Genomic DNA, 19,773 nt, shown 5'->3' with positions numbered 1-19,773 from the left:
TATGCATGTGGAAGAAAGCTCTATCTGCCGCACTCTTGGCCACGGGACTGGCGGCCTCACCCGCCGCCTGGGCTGAAGCACCGGCGCCCTACCAGATTACACCCGAGCTCGAAGCAGCCGCCAAGGCTGAAGGCAAGGTAGTATTCTATACCGCTACCGACGTCGCGGTCGCCGAAAAGCTCGCCGAACTCTTCAAATCCAAGTACCCGGGCATAGCAGTACAAGTAGAACGCGCCGGATCCGAACGCGTCTTCCAGCGCATCGGTCAGGAGTACTCGACCGGCATCTATAATGCAGACGTGATCGAAACTTCCGATGCAGTGCACTTCGAATATTTCAAGCGCCAGGGCTGGCTTGCACCCATGGTGCCGCAGGAAGTGGCCGACAAATGGCCTGCCGATGAGCGCGATCCCGACGGTAACTTCGCCGCCTACCGCGCACATCTATCCGTCATCGCCTACCGTACAGACTTGATGAAGGATGCCGACGCTCCGAAGACGTGGGAAGATCTGCTCGACCCGCGTTTCAAGGACAAGATGGTCAAGGCGCATCCGGGTTATAGCGGCACGGTGATGACTTCGACATTCGTGCTGAGTCAGCTTCTTGGCTGGGACTATTTCGAAAAGCTCGGCAAGCAAAACATAATGCAGGTGCAATCTTCGACCGAGCCTCCGAAGAAACTCGCTCAAGGCGAACGGGCACTCGAAGTCGATGGCAATGAATACAACGTCTTCCGTCTCATCGACGAGGGAAAACCCATCAAGATCGTTTACCCGGACGAAGGTACACCGCTTGCCGTCGGTAATGCAGCGGTTCTGAAACAGGCCCCCAATCCGAATGCCGCCAAGTTGTTCTACGCATTCCTCTTTTCGCTCGATGCGCAGCAGCTCAACAGTGATTTCGGCGGGCTGAGATCATTCCACCCGGACGTCAAGGAAAAGGCGGATCGCACGCCTTTGTCGAAGATCAAGATTCTGCATTCGGATCCTGAGAAACTCGAGCCCGAGATTCCCACCATCAAAGCCAACTATGAAAAGTATTTCGGGACATAATTGATCATGACCAGTGACATTCAGGTTCAAGCTTTGCCGGTTCAAGGTCGGCGCCGCAGCATCGATTTTTCATGGCCGACTTTCGCTCTGTTGACGCTTGTCCTGAGTGTCCTGGTTCTCCTGCCATTATTCTGGCTCGTCTACTATAGCTTTCGCAGCGATACCGGCGCGGGCGCCACCTTCGCCAATTACATTGCCCTCGTCGCCGACCCGACCCTTCTTCGCGCTTACGGCCTTGCGATCGGAATGGCCTTGGCCGTTGGCGTCCTCGCCTGCATCATCGCAACGCCGATGGCATGGCTTGTAGCGCGGACGGACTTACCCGGCAGACGAACAATCCGCATGCTGGTAACAGCGTCGTTCGTCACACCACCTTTCCTTGGTGCTATCGCCTACGAGATATTGGCTGCGCCAAACAGCGGCATTGTCAATATCATGTACAGGAGTGTCTTCGGGCTCGAAGCATCCGAATATCTGGTGAACATCTATACGTTCAGCGGCCTCGTCTTTGCCATCGCCTGCTTCACCTTCCCCTATGTTTTCACGCTTGTGGCGAACGCACTCGACAAGGTTCCATCCGATCTCGAGGATGCTTCTTCAATTCTCGGTGGCAAATCCATGACCACGTTGCGGAAGGTGACGATTCCCCTGGTACTTCCGGCAATGCTAGCGGGAACGTTGATTGCCATTCTGCAAGCCCTGACGATGTTTGGCTCCCCGGCGATCCTCGCATTGCCTGCCGGCTTTCATGTGATCACCACGAAGATCTGGAGCCTTTTTCAGTTCCCGCCACGTCTCGGCCTCGCAGCTGCCGCCGCGCTGCCTTTGCTGATTATCACCGTCATTCTCCTGCGCGCGCAAAAATCGATCCTTGGACGCAAGGGCTACACGGTTCTCGGCGGCAAGAGCGGTACCCCAAGGATCACCGAACTCGGCCCATGGAAATGGCCGGCCATCGCCTTCGTTTTCTGTGTGCTCAGCCTGACGATCATCTTGCCGTATCTGGCTATTCTCAAGACGGCCTTCACCGGCACGGTCGGCGACCCAATTAACCTCAGCACGCTGACTTTGAGCCATTGGCGGTTCGTGCTTTTTGAGTTCTCGGCGACACAGCTCGCCCTTCGCAATACGTTTCTCCTTGGATTTCTGACGGCGACTGCCGTCACAGCCATCGCGCTGATCGTATCTTATCTAGTGATCCGCCGCTCGGTTCCCGGTTCTGGTTTCCTCGGCGTCCTTGCCACCGCTCCGGTTGCAATTCCTGGCATTGTCCTCGGCGTTGGCCTGTTCCTCAGCTATGCCAATCCGACATTCCAACTTTATGGAACGATCTGGATCCTCCTCATCGCTTTCATGACAATCGAGCTCCCGGCGGGTTATCAACAGATGTCCTCGGCCTTTTCCGGTGTCCATCCGGAACTGGAGGAAGCCGGCCGCATCGTCGGCGCATCGCGGTTGAGAACGTTGTGGGATATCACAGCTCCGTTGCTGCGGACGAGCGTCGTCGCGGCCTGGTGTTTTGTTTTCGTCGGCACAATCCGCGAACTCTCAGCAACAATCCTGCTGACTACCGCAAACACCAAGCTTGTCTCGGTCATTATCTACGATCTTAACGAGAGCGGCGATCTTGGAGCGATCTGTGTTCTCGGTATCATTCTTCTTGCCGCTTCTTTTGCCGTGGTGTTTGTCGCCAACCGGGTTCCGGTACTTGGTGGTTCGCAAATGAATACGCGAGGCTAGAGCAAGTTGCCCTGCCTCTCGGCAGGGTCGCCAATTGCTGGAATTGCTGCTAAACGAGGGCTGGAGGAGTAATCCGCAAGGTTCTTGCTCCGTAAATACTGGAACCTTCACGATGGCTTGCGCATGTCAGAGATAACGAACGCCCCGCACAATTTATCCGCGATCGATTTCCTTCGCACCCGTTCGCTCGCGAATGTTGTACAGGCCGAGATCGAGCGGATGATCATCGATGGCGAGCTCAAGCCCAATGAGCGGGTGAATGAAAACGGCCTTTCCCAGCGCCTCGGCGTTAGTCGCGGACCAATCCGCGAGGCCTGCAGCGCGTTGGCGGCCATGGGACTTATCGAGATTATCCCCAACCGCGGCTTCTTTATCCGGGCGCTTACCAATGACGAGGCCCAGGACCTTTCGGAAGCCCGCGCCGGTGTCTTCGGATGCATGGCCATGATGCTGGCGGAGCGGGTGACTGACGCCGAGATCGCAATCCTTCGAGCACTGTTGCAACGCATGGATGAGATTGTCGAGCTCGGTGACGTCCACATCTACTACCCAGTCAATCTCGAGTTCCATAAGCAGATCACGCATATGGCCGGGAACAATCGCCTCGAACTCATCTATCAGAGCTTTGTGCGCGAGTTGCATATCCAGCGCTATCGCGCCCTTTCCAGCCACGATGTGCTCCACATCTCCAACGAGGAACATCGTGCAATTGTCGATGCGCTCGAAGCGCGCGACCCTGTCCGCAGTCTCATCGCTGCGCGCACCCATATTCTCAATGGCATCGTACGTACCCGTCAGGCTGGACAGCCGGGCCCGGTTGAACAGCTTGAGAAACAATCGCGCAAAACGAGCGACGAGAGGTCCACTGACGAAACTTGATCCAGTCCACGATGGCTCGAGGTTTTTGCAAACACAAAACTGTTGACAATTAACAATCCTCCCAGCACAGTCGATTTGAGAATTTACTCAAGACAGACGTGACATAAGAGGATTTGGGATGAATCAGAACAAGGCAGTCGATATCGAGCTGACGAAATACGTGGCCGAATTCGTGGTCGAGACAGCATTTGCCGATCTTTCGACGGAAGTTATCGAGTTAGGCAAGAAATCGATACTCGACGGCTTCGGTCTTGCACTGTCCGGTTCGGTCGCCAAAAGCGGCGAACTCGTTCGCCAGCATCTCGGAGATCTCGGGCTTGCTGACGGCGCCGCGACCGTTATCGGCGGTGGCCGCAAGGTAGCACCTCGGTTCGCTGCATTTGCCAACGGTGTTGGCATCCACGCGGATGATTATGACGACACACAATTGGCCGTCGCCAAAGACCGTGTCTATGGCCTGCTCACACATCCGACGGCGCCTGCCTTGCCAGCTGCCTTTGCGATCGGCGAACTTGTCAGGTCTTCCGGCAAGGACTTCATGCTGGCATACCATCTCGGCGTCGAGGTCGAATGCAAGATCGCCGAAGCAATCGCGCCCCGTCACTACCAGACAGGCTTTCACGCGACAGCTACATGTGGAACTTTCGCCGCCGCCGCAGCGAGTGCCAGACTAATGGGCTTCGACGTTGCGACCACGCAGCGTGCGCTATCGATTGCGGGCAGCCAGTCCGCTGGTCTGCGCGAGAATTTCGGCACGATGACAAAACCATTCCATGCGGGGCGGTCCTCGGAAAGCGGCGTTGCGGCGGCACAGTTCGCGTCCTATGGCTGGACCGCCACGCCTCGGATACTCGAGGCACCGCGCGGGTTCTTTGCTGCAGCGGGCGGCGGCTACGATCAGAGTGCCATCTTCGACAAATTGGGCGCCCCCTGGACTTTCGCCAATCCCGGCATCTCCATCAAACCGCATCCGTCGGGCTCCCTCACCCATCCCGGAATGACCGAAATGCTGCGATTGATCAAAGAGCATGGCATTCGCACCGAGGACGTGAAGCATGTACGCGTTGGCACCAATTCCAATATGCCAAATGCCTTGATCCATCATCGTCCGAAGGATGAACTCCAGGCGAAATTCTCCATGGAATTCTGCATGGCGATCCTGCTGCTCGAAGGCCGTGCCGGCCTCAACGAGTTTACAGACGCTGCGGTCGAACGCGAGGACGTCAAGGCGATGATCGAGAAGGTCGATTTCGTTATAGACGACGAGGCCGAAGCAGCAGGCTATCACCTTATGACAACGCTGATCGATATCGAACTCAAGGATGGCCGCAAGATTTCCGGGCGCGCCGATTTTGGCAAGGGCAGCCCGGCATTCCCCATGAGCTATGACGAGGTAGCAAACAAGTTCCGTGAGAACGCCGAGTTCGCAGGGATGTCCCGCAGCAAGGCGGATGAGATCGTCGAACTGGTGCGCGGGCTGGAAACCCTTAGCACTCTGGACGATCTGTCAGCGCGTCTCATCTCTGTCGCCTGACGAAAATCATCATGCCAGACTCGGGAACATTGGGTGGCGGTCCGCGTGTCTTCGACCGCACCCCCGCGAGAATGGGTCTGGCAGTACTGATCGGCATTGCAGGGGCTGTCGCTGCTAAAAGTATATCGATGCCGCTACCGTATCTTCTGGGGCCGCTTCTGGCCTGTGGGAGCGCCTCGATCATGGGGGCTCCCCTTGCAGCATTGCCTTATGGCCGGGAGCTCGGGCAGGTGGCAGTCGGGCTCGCCATTGGTTTGCGCTTTGTTCCAGTCGTGGTCATTGCAATCGCTAAATTGCTTCCGTTCATGCTCCTTGCAACGATTTTGATGATCGCGGCAACGATGATTGCCGCGTTGTTATTGCAAAAGCTTGCGGGAACGGATCGCAAGACCGCTTTCTTCGCTACCGCTGCTGCCGGCCTTGCGGAAATGGCCGTGGTCGCCCATCAGAAAAACGCGGACAGTGATACTGTCGCTGTGGTCCATTTGATCCGCGTTACTTCGATCGTAACGATCGTTCCGTTCCTGGTAACGATATTTGGCGAGGATGGCGGTATTCATCTGACGCCGATACCTTTTCGGGGCGAAGCGATCCCGCTTGTTGCCCTGTTCGTCGTGGGAGCTGCCGCTGCATTTCTCGTGCGGAGATTGAAGCTGCCCAATACCTGGCTGCTTGTCCCGGCGGCGATAGGCGCTCTCGTTTCCGGCTTTGGCTTTGGGCCGTTCGCGGTTCCGTCGACCGTGCTTACGATCGCACAGGTGGTCATAGGCGTTTGGCTTGGCTGCCGCTTCAGACGATCGCTCCTCGGCAGGCTGTGGCGTGTGACGTCTTCGGCTCTTGTCACCACGGCGTTCCTGCTCGCTGTTGCCATGGCAATAGCCTGGGCGCTTTCGGCGGCGACGGGCCTTTCGTTCGTCACCAGCTTACTAGCCGTAGCGCCGGCCGGGGTCACTGAAATGGCCCTCACCGCTACGGGGATGCATCTCGATGCGACGACCGTCACCGCATTCCAGATCACCCGGATTGCTGTGGTGATGACGACGATCCTCTTCACGTTTCGAATATTTGAAACCTTTTCGCGTCGCCTCGACGCATCCTCTGATTGAAAGGATTGTTCCATGACAAGCCATCTCGTGATCGGCATTTTAAACGGCGATGATATCGGCCATGAAATCGTGCCAGCAGCCGTCGAAGTAACGCGCGCGGCTGCTGCCAAGACGGGTCTGCAAATCGATTGGCGGCCGATGCCGATCGGTCGGTCGGCGCTTGACACGCACGGCTCGACTTTTCCTGAAGGCACGATGGAAACGCTTTCGAAGATGGATGGCTTCATTCTCGGTCCAATCGGACATCAGGCCTATCCAAAGGTTCCCGGCGCGATCAATCCGCACCCGATCATGCGCAAGGGCTTCAACCTCTTCGCCAATGTCCGTCCGACGAAGTCCTTTCCTGGGCTTGGGGCGATTCACGAGGGCATCGATCTCGTCATCGTGCGCGAGAATAATGAGGGGTTCCAGCCCGACCGCAACGTGGTTGCCGGCTCTGGCGAATTCCGGCCGACGGAAGATGTGACGATCTCTGTTCGCGTCATTACGCGCGTGGGCTCATCGCGTGTGGCACGGGCGGCATTCGAAATCGCGCAGCAACGCAAAAAACGCCTGACGCTTGTCCACAAAAACACCGTGTTCAAGCTTGGTTGCGGCATGTTCGTTGAAGAGTGCCATCGGGTCGCCAAGGAATTCCCCGAGGTGGCTGTCGACGAGGTGATCGTCGACACCATGGCAATGCGTCTGATACGCGATCCGCAGAGTTTTGACGTCATCGTTACCACCAACATGTTTGGCGATATATTGACGGACGAGGCTGCGGGGCTCGTCGGCGGTCTCGGCATGGCACCCGGCTTGTGCATCGGTGAGGGCAATCTGGCGATGGCGCAGGCCACACACGGCTCCGCTCCAGATATCGCCGGCAAGGGCATAGCCAACCCATTCGCCATGATCGAATCCGCACGGATGATGATCGAGTGGCTGGGCCATAACCGCAAGATAGCGCAGGCCGTGGAGGCAGCGTCCATCATGGAGAAAGCAATTGCTACGGCACTCGGCGATCCCGCCACGCGTACACGCGATATCAAGGGGACTGCTGACACTGCCGGAATGACAAGGGGAATTATTGCGGCGCTGGGTTAGTTCGCCAAGTTCGTTCAAAGACCCCTCCCTGCTGCTTCGCAGCCTCCCTCCTCATAGGGGGGAGGGTAACAGCGCCATTTCTGTGGCCTACAGCGCAGTCTTTGAACTAAGCCTTGATCTCTTCCGGCTCCTGGCCGTTGAAGAATTTCCAAAATGCGTCATAGACAAGATCGGGACGTTGTTCAGCCGGATAATGGCCGGTTGGCATCGCCCAGCCTCGCATGTCGGGAGCCCAGGGCCTCCATGCCTCGAGCGGAGCGAAATGACGCCCACAATGGCTGTTGGAACCCCACAGAACCAGCACCGGACAGTCGATCTTGCGATTGCCGAAGTCTGCCGTGTCCATGGCGAGATCGACGCTGACAGTCGCCCGGTAGTCTTCGCATACCGCATGGATCTGTTCAGGCGTGGTACAGCGCTTGTATTCAGCCATCGCTTCCGGGCTGAAGATTTCAAGGCCAACGCCTTTCTTGTTGAGTTTGTAGTCGATGTAGTAATCAAGGTCAGCTGTCAGCAGCTTTTCAGGGAATGGTGCCTTTTGCGCCATGAAAAACCAATGATAGGCCTCGAGCCCCCAGCCAAGTGTAACGTTGGTAAGGGCATGATATGTCGGAACGATATCGAGCGAAGCCAGCCGCTCAACGCGATCGGGAAAATCGAGCGCCATACGGAAAGCAGCGCGCGCACCGCGATCATGTCCCGCAACCTGAAACTTCTCGAAGCCAAAATGCGATATGACTTCTGCGTTGTCCTGCGCCATGGCACGGAATGAGTAAGCCGAATGATCGTCTCCTCCATCCGGCTTCGAACTGTCGCCATAGCCGCGCAGGTCGGGGGCAACAACAGTAAAACTTTTGGCGAGCGCGGGCGCGATCCTATGCCAGCTGACATGGGTCAGCGGATTGCCGTGCAACAGCAGAAGCGGCGGCCCCTCACCGCCGATCGCTACATTGATCTCTGCGCCCGCAGTTCGTATCCGCTCATAGCGGAAACCGTGCATCAGCTTTCCCTTTTCTTCAAAGAACGGGGGCACCTTGGACATCGACTCTGTCAGCGACATCGCATTTCTCCTTCTCGCTTGCTATCAATCATGCAGGATATCCTGGAGATCACGTCATGCCCATTTCTGTAAATTGTCAACAATTTATAATTGACAATCATGAAAAAAATCGTCATCCGAGTATATGGAAACGGAATTGCCAAATGCGCCGCCAAGGAGTCAATCAATGAAGACACACAAGATTGCAGCCATTCCGGGCGACGGTATTGGCAAGGAGGTTGTTGCCGCCGGGCTTCGTGTCCTTGATGCCTGCGCAACCCGCGATGGCAATTTTACTGTCGATGTCGATAATTTCCCTTGGGGATCGGATTTCTACAAGGCGAATGGTGTCCTGATGCCCGAGGGCGGCATCGACAAATTGAAAGCCTTCGACGCTATCTATTTCGGTGCAGTGGGTGCGCCCGATGTTCCTGACCACTTGACGCTATGGGGCCTGCGCCTCGCCATTTGCCAGCCTTTCGACCAATACGCCAATGTACGCCCGACCCGTATTCTGCCGGGCATCGAAAGCCCGTTACGGGGTGTTACTGCCGAGGATCTCGATTGGGTAATCGTTCGCGAGAATTCCGAGGGGGAATATGCCGGCCAGGGTGGCCGCTCGCACCGGGGCTTGCCGGAAGAGGTGGCGACGGAAGTCTCGATCTTCACGCGTGCTGGCGTTTCCCGCATCATGCGCTTTGCTTTCCAGCTCGCGCAATCGCGGCCGCGCAAGCTCCTGACCGTCGTCACCAAATCGAACGCCCAGCGCCATGGCATGGTATTATGGGATGAGATCGCCCGAGAGGTTGCAAGCGATTTTCCCGATGTTACCTGGGACAAGATGCTGGTCGACGCAATGACCGTACGCATGACGCTCAACCCGCGATCGCTCGATACGATTGTCGCTACAAACCTTCATGCCGATATTCTCTCTGACCTAGCCGCCGCACTCGCCGGATCGATCGGCATTGCGCCAACCGCTAACCTGAATCCCGAAGGACGTTTTCCTTCGATGTTCGAACCCATCCATGGCTCGGCGTTTGATATCACCGGCAAGGGGATCGCTAACCCGGTGGGGACATTCTGGTCGGCGGTCATGATGCTCGAACATCTCGGCGAGCCCACGGCCGCGGCCAGGCTTATGCGCGCCATCGAACGGGTCACTGCTGACCCGGCACTGCACACACCGGACCTTCGCGGCAATGCAACGACGGACATGGTCACCGATGCGGTCTGTGCGGCCATCCTCGGCGACAACGAGTAGGAAGGAAACAAGATGCCAGCCAACAGTCTCAAGATTGCGGTGATTGCCGGCGACGGCATCGGAAAAGAGGTAGTCCCGGAAGGATTGCGCGTCCTCGAAACGGCCGCGGACAAATTCGACCTCGATCTGAAGTTCGACACGTTCGACTTTGCCTCGTGCGACTATTACGCGAAGCACGGCCGCATGATGCCCGAGGACTGGAAGGCGCAGATCGGCGGCCATGACGCGATCTTCTTCGGCGCCGTTGGCTGGCCGGAGACTGTGCCCGACCATATTTCCCTATGGGGTTCGCTCCTGCAGTTTCGGCGCGAATTCGACCAATATGTGAACCTGCGCCCCGTGCGGCTTATGCCGGGAGTGCCGTCACCATTGGCAGGTCGCAAGCCGGGCGATATCGATTTCTTTGTCGTCCGGGAAAACACCGAGGGCGAATATTCTTCGATCGGCGGCAAGATGTATCCTGGAACGGAGCGGGAGATCGTCGTTCAGGAGACGGTGATGAGCCGCATCGGCGTCGATCGGATTCTCCGTTTTGCCTTCGATCTCGCTCAGAGCCGAGGCAAGAAACACCTGACGTCAGCGACAAAATCCAACGGCATTTCGATCACCATGCCCTATTGGGACGAGCGGGTGGAAGAGATGGCGAAGTCCTACGCCAACGTGCGCTGGGACAAGTATCACATCGATATTCTTTGCGCGCACTTCGTGCTCAACCCCGATCGTTTCGATGTCGTCGTGGCATCCAATCTTTTCGGCGATATCCTCTCGGACCTTGGCCCCGCCTGCACGGGAACCATCGGCATCGCGCCTTCCGGCAACATTAACCCGGAGCGCAATTTTCCGTCGCTGTTCGAGCCGGTTCATGGTTCGGCGCCCGATATCGCCGGCAAGGGCATCGCCAACCCGATCGGGCAAATCTGGGCGGGAGCCATGATGCTGGAACATCTCGGTCACCCGCAGGCGGCGGCAGCTATCATAGACGCAATCGAGGCCGTCCTCGCCGATCCCTCTTCACGGACCGGCGATCTCGGCGGCACCGCCAACACGATCACGTGTGGCAGGGCGGTGGCGGAGGCGCTTTCCTCATCCAATTCCAACGCGTCGAGGGCATCATGAAATCAGAGCTGCCGATCATTGCCCTGACACCCGGCGACTGCACCGGGATTGGTCCGGAGCAAACCGCGCGAATTTTGCACGACCGGCGGATGTCGGGCACCGCCCGCATCGTGGTCGTTGGCGATGCACGGGTCATCGATGTCGGAATGCAACAGGCAGGCGTATCAGTCGTCTATAAGCGCTATACATCCCCTGCTGCGATCGACTGGTCTGATGATGCTGTTCCTCTCGTCGATCTCGCCAATACGGATCCCGCACTTTATGCACCCGGGGTCGGCAGCGCGGAATCCGGTCGCGTAACCGGTGAGACATTGTCACGGGCAATCGATTTCGCCAAGGCCGGTGAGGTCGACGCGGTTTCCTTCGCACCGCTCAACAAACGCGCCATGTATGATGGCGGATGGAAATTTCCCGACGAGCACAAGATGTTCGCTCATCTGCTCGGCCACAAGGGCTATTTCAGCGAGATGAATGTGCTCGACAATCAGTGGATGTCCCGCGTCACATCGCATGTTTCGCTCAGACAGGCGGTCGAGCAGATCAACCGCCCGGCAATCGAAGATGCAATTGTTCTGGCGACGACGATGATGAAGAAGGCGGGTATCGAGTCTCCACGGCTTGCCGTCGCCGCGCTCAATCCACACGGCGGCGAAGGCGGTCTGTTCGGAACCGAGGAAATCGAGATCATTCGCCCGGCTGTTCAAGCCATGGCAGCGAAGGGCATCAACTGCGAGGGTCCCTTCCCGTCCGATACAGTCTATCTCAAGGCTTTTGCCGGAGATTATGACGGCGTTCTTTCCATGTATCATGACCAGGGCCAGATCGCGACGAAGATGCGCGGATTCAATCGGGGTGTGACCGTAACTGCTGGCCTCGATACCGTTTTCACAACTCCCGCGCACGGGACAGCGTTTGATATCGCCGGCAAAGGCGTGGCAGATACAGGCGCGTTTGAAAACGCCATCAACCTGGCAAGCAGGCTGGTCCAGTTCAAACGGCTCAAGGCGTTACAGGCTTGAAACCCAGGTACTCAATGTCGATGCCAACATAGCCGCAAGGCCACCAAGCGCCAGCACGCCCAAGACCGGAAACCTTGGCGCAAAGTATAGGATCACGCCTGAAAGCCCGGCGATTACAAAGGCTGTGACCCCTCCATCGGCCAGCCGGAACAAGGACAACACGCCGGCGATAATCAAGCCGATACCGACCGGCGCCAAACCCTCCCGCATGGCGCGGTGCCATTTCTTGTCGCGATGATGGTTTGTCAACTTGAAGACGGAATAGCATAGCAGCGATGATGGAACGAAGAGGGCCAGCGTCGCCACGAACGCGCCGAGCCAGCCAGCGACCTTCCAGCCAATCACGGTAGCTAGCATCATTCCAGGCCCGGGAGCGGCACGCGACACTGCGAACAGGTCGAGAAATTCGCGAGAATTCACCCAGGCATGAACAGTGACTGTTTCATGCTGGATACCGGCGACAATCGCTGCGCCGCCGCCGATCGAGGTGAGCGAAAAAGGGATGAACACCAGAGCGATCGCAACGAGGGTATCGAAACGCACTTCAGATTCTCCGCCAGGCCAGAGCGACACTGATCGGGGCGATGACGCAGGCAACGGGGATGAGGGGAAAGCGGAAAATCCCGACAAGTATCGCCGTCACCGCAATGGTAACAATGGATGGAGGAAATCGCATCGCCCTGCGAACGCCATGAACACACATGATGATCAAGAGGCCCATTGCAGCGAAGGCCACGCCGTCCGAAATCACCGGCAGCAAGGGATAGCCAGCAAGGGCATCGAACAACTGGCAAAGACCCACGACCGCAAAGAACGGACCGACAAGAAAACCAAGAACGCAGGTTAAGGCGCCCACAGGCCCGCGCAACTGTTCACCCATGCAGATGACCAGATTGACCACATTCGCACCAGGCAGCATTTGCGAAATCGCCAGACTGCTTGAGAAATCCTCTTCGTCGATCCAGCGCTTGCTGAGGACGAACTCCCTGTAGAGCCAGCCGCTGAGGCCTCCACCGAAACTCAAGACACCGATCTTGAAGCAGAGGAGAAAGAGAGACCGAAGGCGTGGTGTTTCTAGCGGAGAGGCAGGGACTGGAGAAGTCAAGGGTTGTGTCCGTTGCTTGGGCTGAACGACTCTAACTTGATACGCGCTGATCTCGTCTTGGGTCTCCTGCTGGCGTTAGTCAACCGGCAATTTCACGTGTTCAGCACATATTGTCGTGACCACTCCGCACCGCGCTTCAGGGCAGGAAAGCCCCACCGTTCACATGCATTGTTTGTCCCGTCACGAAGCGGCCTGCCGGGCTGGCAAGATAGCGCACGGCCGCCGCAACTTCTTCAGGTGTGCCGCGCCGGCCGACCAGTGTACGCGTCGTATTATGGTGCGCCGGCTCGCCTCCGGATGAGGTATGTGCGCGATTGGTATCGATCATTCCGGGCGAGACCAGGTTCACGGTAACGCCCCGCGGACCAAGCTCATGCGCCAAGGCCTTGGTGAACCCATCGAGCCCGGCCTTGGCTGAAATGACGTGGGCGCGGTTCGTCGCCCCGGTATAGGCGGTAAGACCACCGATATTGACGATTGCTCCCCCCTCGCCTGCGATCAGATGGGGGATTGCAGCGCGGCTCATCAGGAACGCTCCGTCCAGCGTCACACCCATGACTTCGCGCCAGTCGGTGAAAGACAACTTCTCGACTGGAGCCTCCCGCCGGATGGCTGCATTGTTGACGAGAAGATCGAGACGACCCAGAACTTCCACAGTCTTGCCGACGAGCCGCTCCGCATCGGCCTCTTGCGCCACGTCGCCGAGAAGCACAATTGCCCGGCTACCCTGCGTCTCTACTTCACGCGCCACGGATTCGGCCGCTGCTTGATCAGACCTTGCGACGATGGCGATTGAAGCACCTGCCTCGGCCAGCGCAAGCGCGATAGCGCGTCCGATATTGCGCGATGCGCCCGTTACCAATGCTACACGGCCCTTGAGTTCACGATTGTCCTTGCTCATGCCCGCGCCGCCCTCAAATCGACTTTGCGACCCTCTGCTATCTGATTGAGGGTGTCACGCAATGCTGCGATCTTGCCGCTGTCAAAGCCGCCGAACCGCAAATTGGCCTCGAACTTGGAAGCCAGTTCGGCATCCGGCAATGGTTCATGTGCGCCGCCGCGCATGTACGGCTGCCTGAACTCGTGGACGGTTCCGTCCTTTAGGGTTGCCTTGAGGTGGCCGGTGAAGTTTTTGGGATAAGGATCGTTAGGATCGATTTCGTAGGAGATCCTGGCGGCAAGTGCCCGCACCTCCGGGTCCTTGACACGTTCATTGGTAAACTGCCCGAGACCCGCCTCACCGTCGAGGAAACCGACTGCCATGCAGAAGGGAGTGGAGAATTTGCCGGCATAGCCATTGGGTGGCCGGTGCTTTTCAGCGAGTGGTTCCCACAGGCGATGAACAGTGCCCTCACCTACCTTGCAAGTGATGGAAACAATATCCGCCGGTAGCACGCCAGCAGCTGCCAGCTTTCTCGCGCAGTCGATAAAGGGCTGCGTCATGGTCCCGCACGCGTAAGGCTTGAAAGCCAGCGTCTCCAGGATCCAGGTTTTGCCCAGACCATCAAGCAGCGGTGCGAAATCTGGCGTCTTCGACGGAGCAAAGGCCTTGTAGAAGCCGTGCGAACCATCGAAGACCGTGATAGGTCCGGTGAACCCTCCTTCTGCAAGAAGGGCAGCGCGCAACCCGGCCTGTGCCGCAGCCCCGGCATGCAGGCGCTTGGTCGAACTGCCATCGGCGAGATACTCGATGATGCCGGACGCGAGACTGCCGGAAATGCCGAGCGCTCTGCCGATCGTTGCAGCGTCGAGACCGAGTGCCGCACCAACGGCGGCGGCGGCGGCGGGAGCACCAAATATTGCAGTGGGGTGGAAGCCGGCCTTGTGGGTCGCCTGCGGTGCAACGAGGCTCATCCGGCACATCAATTCGGAACCAACCGCGATGCCGCGCATCACTGCCTTGCCATCGAGACCGCGTTTTTCGGCGATCGCCAGAACAGCCGAGACGATTACCGCGCCGGCGTGGATGGGCCCGCCTTCAAAAGTGTCGTCATAGTCTTCTCCGTGGGCGGCTGTACCATTGACGAGCGCGGCATCGTAAAGCCCAAGGCCGCGATCGTGACCATAGGCCGTGCACGACCCTTCATCCACTGCACTGGCAAGCGCGGCGCGGACATAGTCCGTGTGTCTTGCAGCGATGGAAAGACCGATAATATCGAATATCAGGCGACGGCAGACATCAGCGACCGCAGATGGTGGCGCGGCCTCCTCGGCAAAGGCGGCCAGTTTGACCGCCACAGGCGTCGATGTCGGGACGGAATGGTTCATGAATGCGCTTCCTCGATTTTGGTCTTGCGGGCGTCGCGGAATTCGCGGCTAAGCGAAAAGACGACGAAGATGAGAGCGATCGACAGCAGGCAAACGGCGATCGGATCCTGAAGGAATATCATGTGATCGCCGCCTGACAGAACGAGCGAACGGCGATAGCTCGATTCCACCATGTGGCCGAGCACGACGCCGAGAATCATCGGTAGCACGGGGAATCCCGCGATCCTCATAAGATAGCCAACCAGGCCGAGTGCAAGTGCAATGCCGAGATCGAACAGACTGTTATTCAGGGTGAAGATGCCTGACAGGATCAGGGCAAAAATGAACCCCGCCCGATAGGCTCGTGGTCTGTTAACAAGCCAGATGCAGGCAGGCAGGATGATCATGCCAACACCAATCTGCGCAATAATAGCGATGAACGAGCCGACATAGATACTGTCGATGACCTGTGCGCTCTGCTCGAACAGGCGCGGACCAGGGATGAGCCCGTGCATCAGCAACCCGCCAAGCAGGACGGCTGTAGAATTGGAGCTCGGGATGCCGAAGCTGAGCAGCGGGATCAGCGCGGTACTTGCCACCGTATTATTGGCGGCCTCCGGCGCTGCGACGCCTTCCTCCGAGCCTTTGCCGAAAAGCTGCGGCGTTTTCGACCAGCGCTTTGCTTCGTTGTAGGACATGAACGCGGCGATGGACCCACCGCCACCTGGGGTCAGGCCCTCGAACAACCCAAGAATACAGCCGATGGTTTGCGAACGCTTGAGCTTGTTCATCATCGACCAGCTTGGCAGCTTGATCCTGATCGTCTCATTCAATTGCAGGACGGTTGACGACCCGGATTGGCTCATGAGCTCGGTAAGTGCAAACAGACCAACCATGACAAGTACGGGTTCAATACCACCAAGAAGATCGGGAATATCGAAGGTGAAGCGTGTAACGCCGGAGATCGGGTCCGTGCCGACAGTCGCGATCATCAATCCGACGGTCGCGGCTGCAAGGCCCTTGATCAATGAACCTCCGCTCATGGAGGCGATGACGCTGAGGCCGAGGATGCCGAGACCGAAATAGGATGGCGGGGTGAATGCCAGCGCCAGCCAGGATAAGGGCTCGGTCAGCAAAATCAGCATCGCTAGTCCAAAGAGACTTCCAACGACGCCCGACATCAGCGAAATGCCGAGTGCCTCTCCGGCACGCCCCTGGCGATTCATTTCATAGCCGTCGATCACCGTAGCAGCGGAAGAGTTGGTTCCAGGCGTTCTTATGAGAATAGCCGGGATCGACCCGCCATATTCAGCACCGATATAGACGCATGCCAGGAGCGCAATCGCTTGAGCCGGGTCCATCGTGTAAGTGAAAGGAAGAACGAGCGCCATGGTGATGGACGCGGATATGCCCGGCAGAGCACCGCCAAGAATGCCCCAGGTAAGCCCGCCAATGGCAACGAAGAAGAGTGGGGTCTCGGTCAGCAGGTGGATGATGTCCCAGAATGTGGTCATCAGAACATTCCTTGAAAAAGCGAGCCTACCGGCTGATGGACGCCAAGCAGTTTGACGAAAATTGCCCAGTAGAACACCGCACCGCCGACAGCCGCGGCCAATACCACCCAGTTGCGCGGGGCGCCCTCATAAAGCGCGACGGCGCCAATCAGGAGAGCGGTACCCGCGACATAGCCGATAAACGGAAGGACAAAGACATAGACTGCGCCCAAAAGAAGAAACCCGATGGCGCGGGGCAAGTGGGCATCCTGGTCATCATCGGTACCTGCTGCGGTCGCCGTCCTAGCCCGCCTGAGGAGTATGGCACGTGCAATCAAAAGGACACCAAGAATGGCAAGGATGATGGAAAGCACATGCGGCAAGCCTGTGGCACCCACTTCATCGGACAGGGTGCTGTCGGCGATTTGACTGGACCAAGCATAATACGTCCCGGAGACGGCAAGAAGAACAACGCCGCTGATAAGATCTTTGTTCATGGGGTGGCCCTCATACGCTGTAGGAGATCGGCCCACGCGGCCGATCTCCTGGCGTCATTATTTGATGGCGCCTGTCGACTTCAGGAACGCCTCAGTTGTCGATCCAAAATTATCTATGAAAGCCGGATAGTCCTTGTGCGCGATAAACTGAGGGACGAGCACTTCTTCGGTATATGCCTTCTTGTAATCCGGATCTTCAAGCAGCTTCTTCACAGCTTCGTCCCAGATTGCAGTCGTGGCCTCCGGAATACCTTTGGGACCGGCGAGGCCGCGGAATTTGACAAGACTGACGTCAAACCCCGATTCCTTCACAGTCGGCACATCCGGCTTCTCGGTAATGCGTTCAGGATTGAAGGTGGCAAGCAAAGTGATTTTGCCGGCATCGAGCTGCGAGCGCAATTCCTGGATCTCGCCAATACCGATATCGAGCGTGCCATTGAGAACATTCAGCATCATGTCGCCGCCGCCCTCGTGGGTAACGATTGCAGGTGTGACGCCTGCTGCCTTCTTCAGTTGCTCGGCCGCCTGACGTTCCAGCGATGCGGGATTGGCCGCGCCCCAACGCCCGCGTTCCTTCTTTGCATGGTCGATGACGTCTTTCAGCGACTTGAAAGGCCCATCAGTCCGCGTATAGATCACCTCGCTATCGGCGAAAATGTTCACCAGCGGATCCATGTCCTTGTATGTATTCTGCGGTTTGCTCATCAGCGAAGTATAAATGTAAGTCGGTGTCGTCGCGTAGAACACGCTACCATCGGCTGGCGCTGTCGCAACGCGTGCCATGGCCTTCGCGCCGCTGCCGCCCTGGACGTTTTCCACGATGAAGGTAGCGCCGATATACTTGCCCAGGTACTTCGTCATTTCGCGCAGGAATACGTCACTACCGCCGCCGGGGCTGGAATGGGTCACCAGCGTCACAACTTTATTAGGATAGGGCAGCGGGTCAGCCTTAGCCGCTGCGCTGGATAAGATAGCGGCAGTGGCAAGGCCGAGCGCCGCCACGCCGATCGATTTCATGAAATTCATTGTCTCTCTCCCTTTCAAGTACCGTTTCTTCAGAACGGCTTCCCTCTCTTCAAGTCATTCAGTAACGAGTTCCCGTTCGCCGCTGACGAGTGTAACAAGTCTTCCGACATCAGCACCTTTATCGATACTCTGCACCAGTTCCAGCAGTTCATCCTGGCAAGGGGTGTCAATGACGCCCTCCGCGCACATGCGAAACTTATCCTCAAGTCCAGCATCGCTGATCGGGTTGGAAGGCCCGCCGCGGTAGCGCTCATCGGCCCATTGTATCAAGGTACGCCCGTCCTTGGTGATCACCTCGATACGCGAGCGGATCTTGTCATAACCGAGCGCATCGATCTCAAGATCGTTGATGACATCCGTACGCGCTTGCAGGTCCTGCATGGCGTCTCCGGCTACAAACGCGTCCTCGAACTCATGGTGACTGGCGCGGCGGCACAACACGATCATCGCGAGCAAAGCGGGCATCGAAAATTTAGCCTGGAGATGATTTTGCGCTATTGGATAGCGAATAGGCTCGATGATATTTTTGCCGGCAAAGAAGCGGATGCGTTCGACCTCTTGTGGTTTCAGATCGTGATCCAGGACCAGCTTCAGCATCGCGTCCATTGATTGATGGGTGAGAATACCCGACGGGTATGGCTTGATGCTGACGCCGGGTTCGATAATGGTCAAAGGAGCGCCGAAACCGGCCACGGTTTTGTCCTCATCAAAGCCCTCGCCCATGACGGAAAAGAAGCCCCAGGGGCCGTCGAGTGCGGCCGGATCCGCTTCGAAACCAGCTGCAGCGAGACGTGCTGCAGTGACACCATTTTCGCACGCACGTCCGACATGGAGCGGCTTGGTCATGGTGCCAAAATTCACACGGATACCGGCGGCAAAACTTGCCGCCAATCCGAGTGCGTGGGCGAGCTTGTCTCCGGCCAATCCTAGAAGCTTGGCAGCGGCAACTGCCGCGCCAAAGGTGCCGACTGTACCGCTCGTATGATGTCCGCGGCGATAGTGACGCGGCTTCATCCACTCGGCAATCTTGCACTCGACTTCAAATCCGAGCTGGAAGGCGAGCATGAGGTCCCGACCATCCACATTGCCTTTTTCACTGGCAATGATCAGCGCAGCGGTAAGGGGTGGAACGGAGGGGTGGGTCAGCAGACCATAGATATGAGCCGGATCACGGGAGACCTGTGTATCGTCCCAATCGTGAGCATGCCCGGCAGTCCCCCAAACGCGAGCGGCCAGTGATGCAGGCACCCTCGCCGATCCGTTGCCCGGCAAAGGCGCATCTTCGCGCCCTCCCTGAGCAAGGGCGTCTTCGATAAGAATGCGCACCGATGCTTCTCGACTGCCGGCGAGATAGAGGCCAACGGTGTCAACCATGCAGCGGCGGCCGACGACAAGCGCTTCTTCCGGCAGGTCCTCATAGGTCGTGCGTTCGATAAAACGTATGGCCTGTGCCGTGATGTCGGAAGATAAATTCACGCGTCTTGTCTCCTGATGAATATGCAAAGTTTGGCGAGATATTGCGCCGTCAGAAAACTAGGATGTAGAATGTAAATTGTCAACAATCATTGTAAAT

Annotated in this window: 18 protein-coding genes; 9 read left to right on the top strand and 9 right to left on the bottom strand. The window is 57.6% G+C overall.

Annotated features, from left to right (window positions below):
* Window positions 1-5: 5 nt before the first annotated feature.
* The 6 genes from LB462_RS04905 (at window position 6) to LB462_RS04880 (ending at window position 7,394) form a co-directional block, all read left to right on the top strand.
* Complete coding sequence (locus LB462_RS04905) at window positions 6-1,052, top strand: extracellular solute-binding protein (RefSeq protein WP_224506238.1); 1,047 nt, start codon at window positions 6-8, stop codon at window positions 1,050-1,052.
* Between the two features lie 6 nt (window positions 1,053-1,058).
* Window positions 1,059-2,792 carry an ABC transporter permease gene (locus tag LB462_RS04900; RefSeq protein WP_224506237.1) on the top strand — a complete coding sequence of 578 codons (1,734 nt, stop codon included), beginning with the start codon at window positions 1,059-1,061 and terminating at the stop codon, window positions 2,790-2,792.
* Between the two features lie 123 nt (window positions 2,793-2,915).
* Window positions 2,916-3,671 (top strand): FCD domain-containing protein, encoded by a 756-nt coding sequence (locus LB462_RS04895; protein ID WP_224506236.1) that lies wholly within the window; start codon window positions 2,916-2,918, stop codon window positions 3,669-3,671.
* Window positions 3,672-3,789: 118 nt separating this feature from the next.
* Window positions 3,790-5,205 (top strand): MmgE/PrpD family protein, encoded by a 1,416-nt coding sequence (locus tag LB462_RS04890; RefSeq protein ID WP_224506235.1) that lies wholly within the window; start codon window positions 3,790-3,792, stop codon window positions 5,203-5,205.
* A gap of 11 nt (window positions 5,206-5,216) precedes the next feature.
* The gene (locus LB462_RS04885) at window positions 5,217-6,311 is read left to right on the top strand and encodes an AbrB family transcriptional regulator (protein WP_224506234.1); all 1,095 of its coding nucleotides are present in this window, start codon (window positions 5,217-5,219) and stop codon (window positions 6,309-6,311) included.
* 12 nt (window positions 6,312-6,323) lie between these two features.
* Complete coding sequence (locus tag LB462_RS04880) at window positions 6,324-7,394, top strand: isocitrate/isopropylmalate dehydrogenase family protein (protein WP_224506233.1); 1,071 nt, start codon at window positions 6,324-6,326, stop codon at window positions 7,392-7,394.
* Between the two features lie 106 nt (window positions 7,395-7,500).
* On the opposite strand, the gene LB462_RS04875 is transcribed toward LB462_RS04880, so the two are convergent.
* Window positions 7,501-8,454, bottom strand: coding sequence for an alpha/beta fold hydrolase (locus tag LB462_RS04875; protein WP_224506232.1), 954 nt, complete (start codon window positions 8,452-8,454; stop codon window positions 7,501-7,503).
* A 166-nt stretch (window positions 8,455-8,620) separates the two neighbouring features.
* On the opposite strand from LB462_RS04875, the gene LB462_RS04870 reads away from it, so the two are divergent.
* Genes LB462_RS04870 through LB462_RS04860 form a run of 3 tightly spaced genes read left to right on the top strand, consistent with a single transcriptional unit; the run spans window position 8,621 to window position 11,832 of the window.
* Complete coding sequence (locus tag LB462_RS04870) at window positions 8,621-9,697, top strand: tartrate dehydrogenase (RefSeq protein ID WP_224506231.1); 1,077 nt, start codon at window positions 8,621-8,623, stop codon at window positions 9,695-9,697.
* Between the two features lie 12 nt (window positions 9,698-9,709).
* Window positions 9,710-10,813 carry a tartrate dehydrogenase gene (locus tag LB462_RS04865; protein WP_224506230.1) on the top strand — a complete coding sequence of 368 codons (1,104 nt, stop codon included), beginning with the start codon at window positions 9,710-9,712 and terminating at the stop codon, window positions 10,811-10,813.
* On the top strand, window positions 10,810-11,832 hold the full coding sequence (locus LB462_RS04860; protein ID WP_224506229.1) for a PdxA family dehydrogenase: 1,023 nt from the start codon (window positions 10,810-10,812) through the stop codon (window positions 11,830-11,832). Before LB462_RS04865 ends, LB462_RS04860 begins: the two co-directional genes overlap by 4 nt.
* On the opposite strand, the gene LB462_RS04855 is transcribed toward LB462_RS04860, so the two are convergent.
* The 8 genes from LB462_RS04855 to LB462_RS04820 form a co-directional block, all read right to left on the bottom strand.
* A complete protein-coding gene (locus LB462_RS04855; protein WP_224506228.1) occupies window positions 11,821-12,375 on the bottom strand; it encodes a chromate transporter in 555 nt (184 codons plus the stop codon). The genes LB462_RS04860 and LB462_RS04855 overlap by 12 nt on opposite strands.
* Before the next feature lies 1 nt (window position 12,376).
* Window positions 12,377-12,937 carry a chromate transporter gene (locus LB462_RS04850; RefSeq protein ID WP_224506227.1) on the bottom strand — a complete coding sequence of 187 codons (561 nt, stop codon included), beginning with the start codon at window positions 12,935-12,937 and terminating at the stop codon, window positions 12,377-12,379.
* A gap of 136 nt (window positions 12,938-13,073) precedes the next feature.
* Window positions 13,074-13,838, bottom strand: coding sequence for an SDR family NAD(P)-dependent oxidoreductase (locus LB462_RS04845; protein ID WP_224506226.1), 765 nt, complete (start codon window positions 13,836-13,838; stop codon window positions 13,074-13,076).
* Window positions 13,835-15,205, bottom strand: coding sequence for an MmgE/PrpD family protein (locus tag LB462_RS04840; protein ID WP_224506225.1), 1,371 nt, complete (start codon window positions 15,203-15,205; stop codon window positions 13,835-13,837). Before LB462_RS04840 ends, LB462_RS04845 begins: the two co-directional genes overlap by 4 nt.
* The gene (locus LB462_RS04835) at window positions 15,202-16,698 is read right to left on the bottom strand and encodes a tripartite tricarboxylate transporter permease (protein WP_112528918.1); all 1,497 of its coding nucleotides are present in this window, start codon (window positions 16,696-16,698) and stop codon (window positions 15,202-15,204) included. The genes LB462_RS04840 and LB462_RS04835 overlap by 4 nt, the downstream gene beginning before the upstream one ends.
* Window positions 16,698-17,174, bottom strand: a complete 477-nt coding sequence (locus tag LB462_RS04830) for a tripartite tricarboxylate transporter TctB family protein (RefSeq protein WP_224506224.1) — start codon at window positions 17,172-17,174, stop codon at window positions 16,698-16,700. The genes LB462_RS04835 and LB462_RS04830 overlap by 1 nt, the downstream gene beginning before the upstream one ends.
* 57 nt (window positions 17,175-17,231) lie before the next feature.
* Window positions 17,232-18,200, bottom strand: a complete 969-nt coding sequence (locus LB462_RS04825) for a tripartite tricarboxylate transporter substrate binding protein (RefSeq protein ID WP_224506223.1) — start codon at window positions 18,198-18,200, stop codon at window positions 17,232-17,234.
* Window positions 18,201-18,254: 54 nt separating this feature from the next.
* The gene (locus LB462_RS04820) at window positions 18,255-19,676 is read right to left on the bottom strand and encodes an MmgE/PrpD family protein (RefSeq protein WP_224506222.1); all 1,422 of its coding nucleotides are present in this window, start codon (window positions 19,674-19,676) and stop codon (window positions 18,255-18,257) included.
* Window positions 19,677-19,773 lie beyond the last annotated feature (97 nt).

It is taken from the genome of Phyllobacterium chamaecytisi (genome assembly GCF_020164455.1).
Classification (GTDB): domain Bacteria; phylum Pseudomonadota; class Alphaproteobacteria; order Rhizobiales; family Rhizobiaceae; genus Phyllobacterium; species Phyllobacterium chamaecytisi.
Note: the sequence above shows the minus strand (reverse complement) of the source record. Positions and strands in the feature narration are given on the sequence as shown.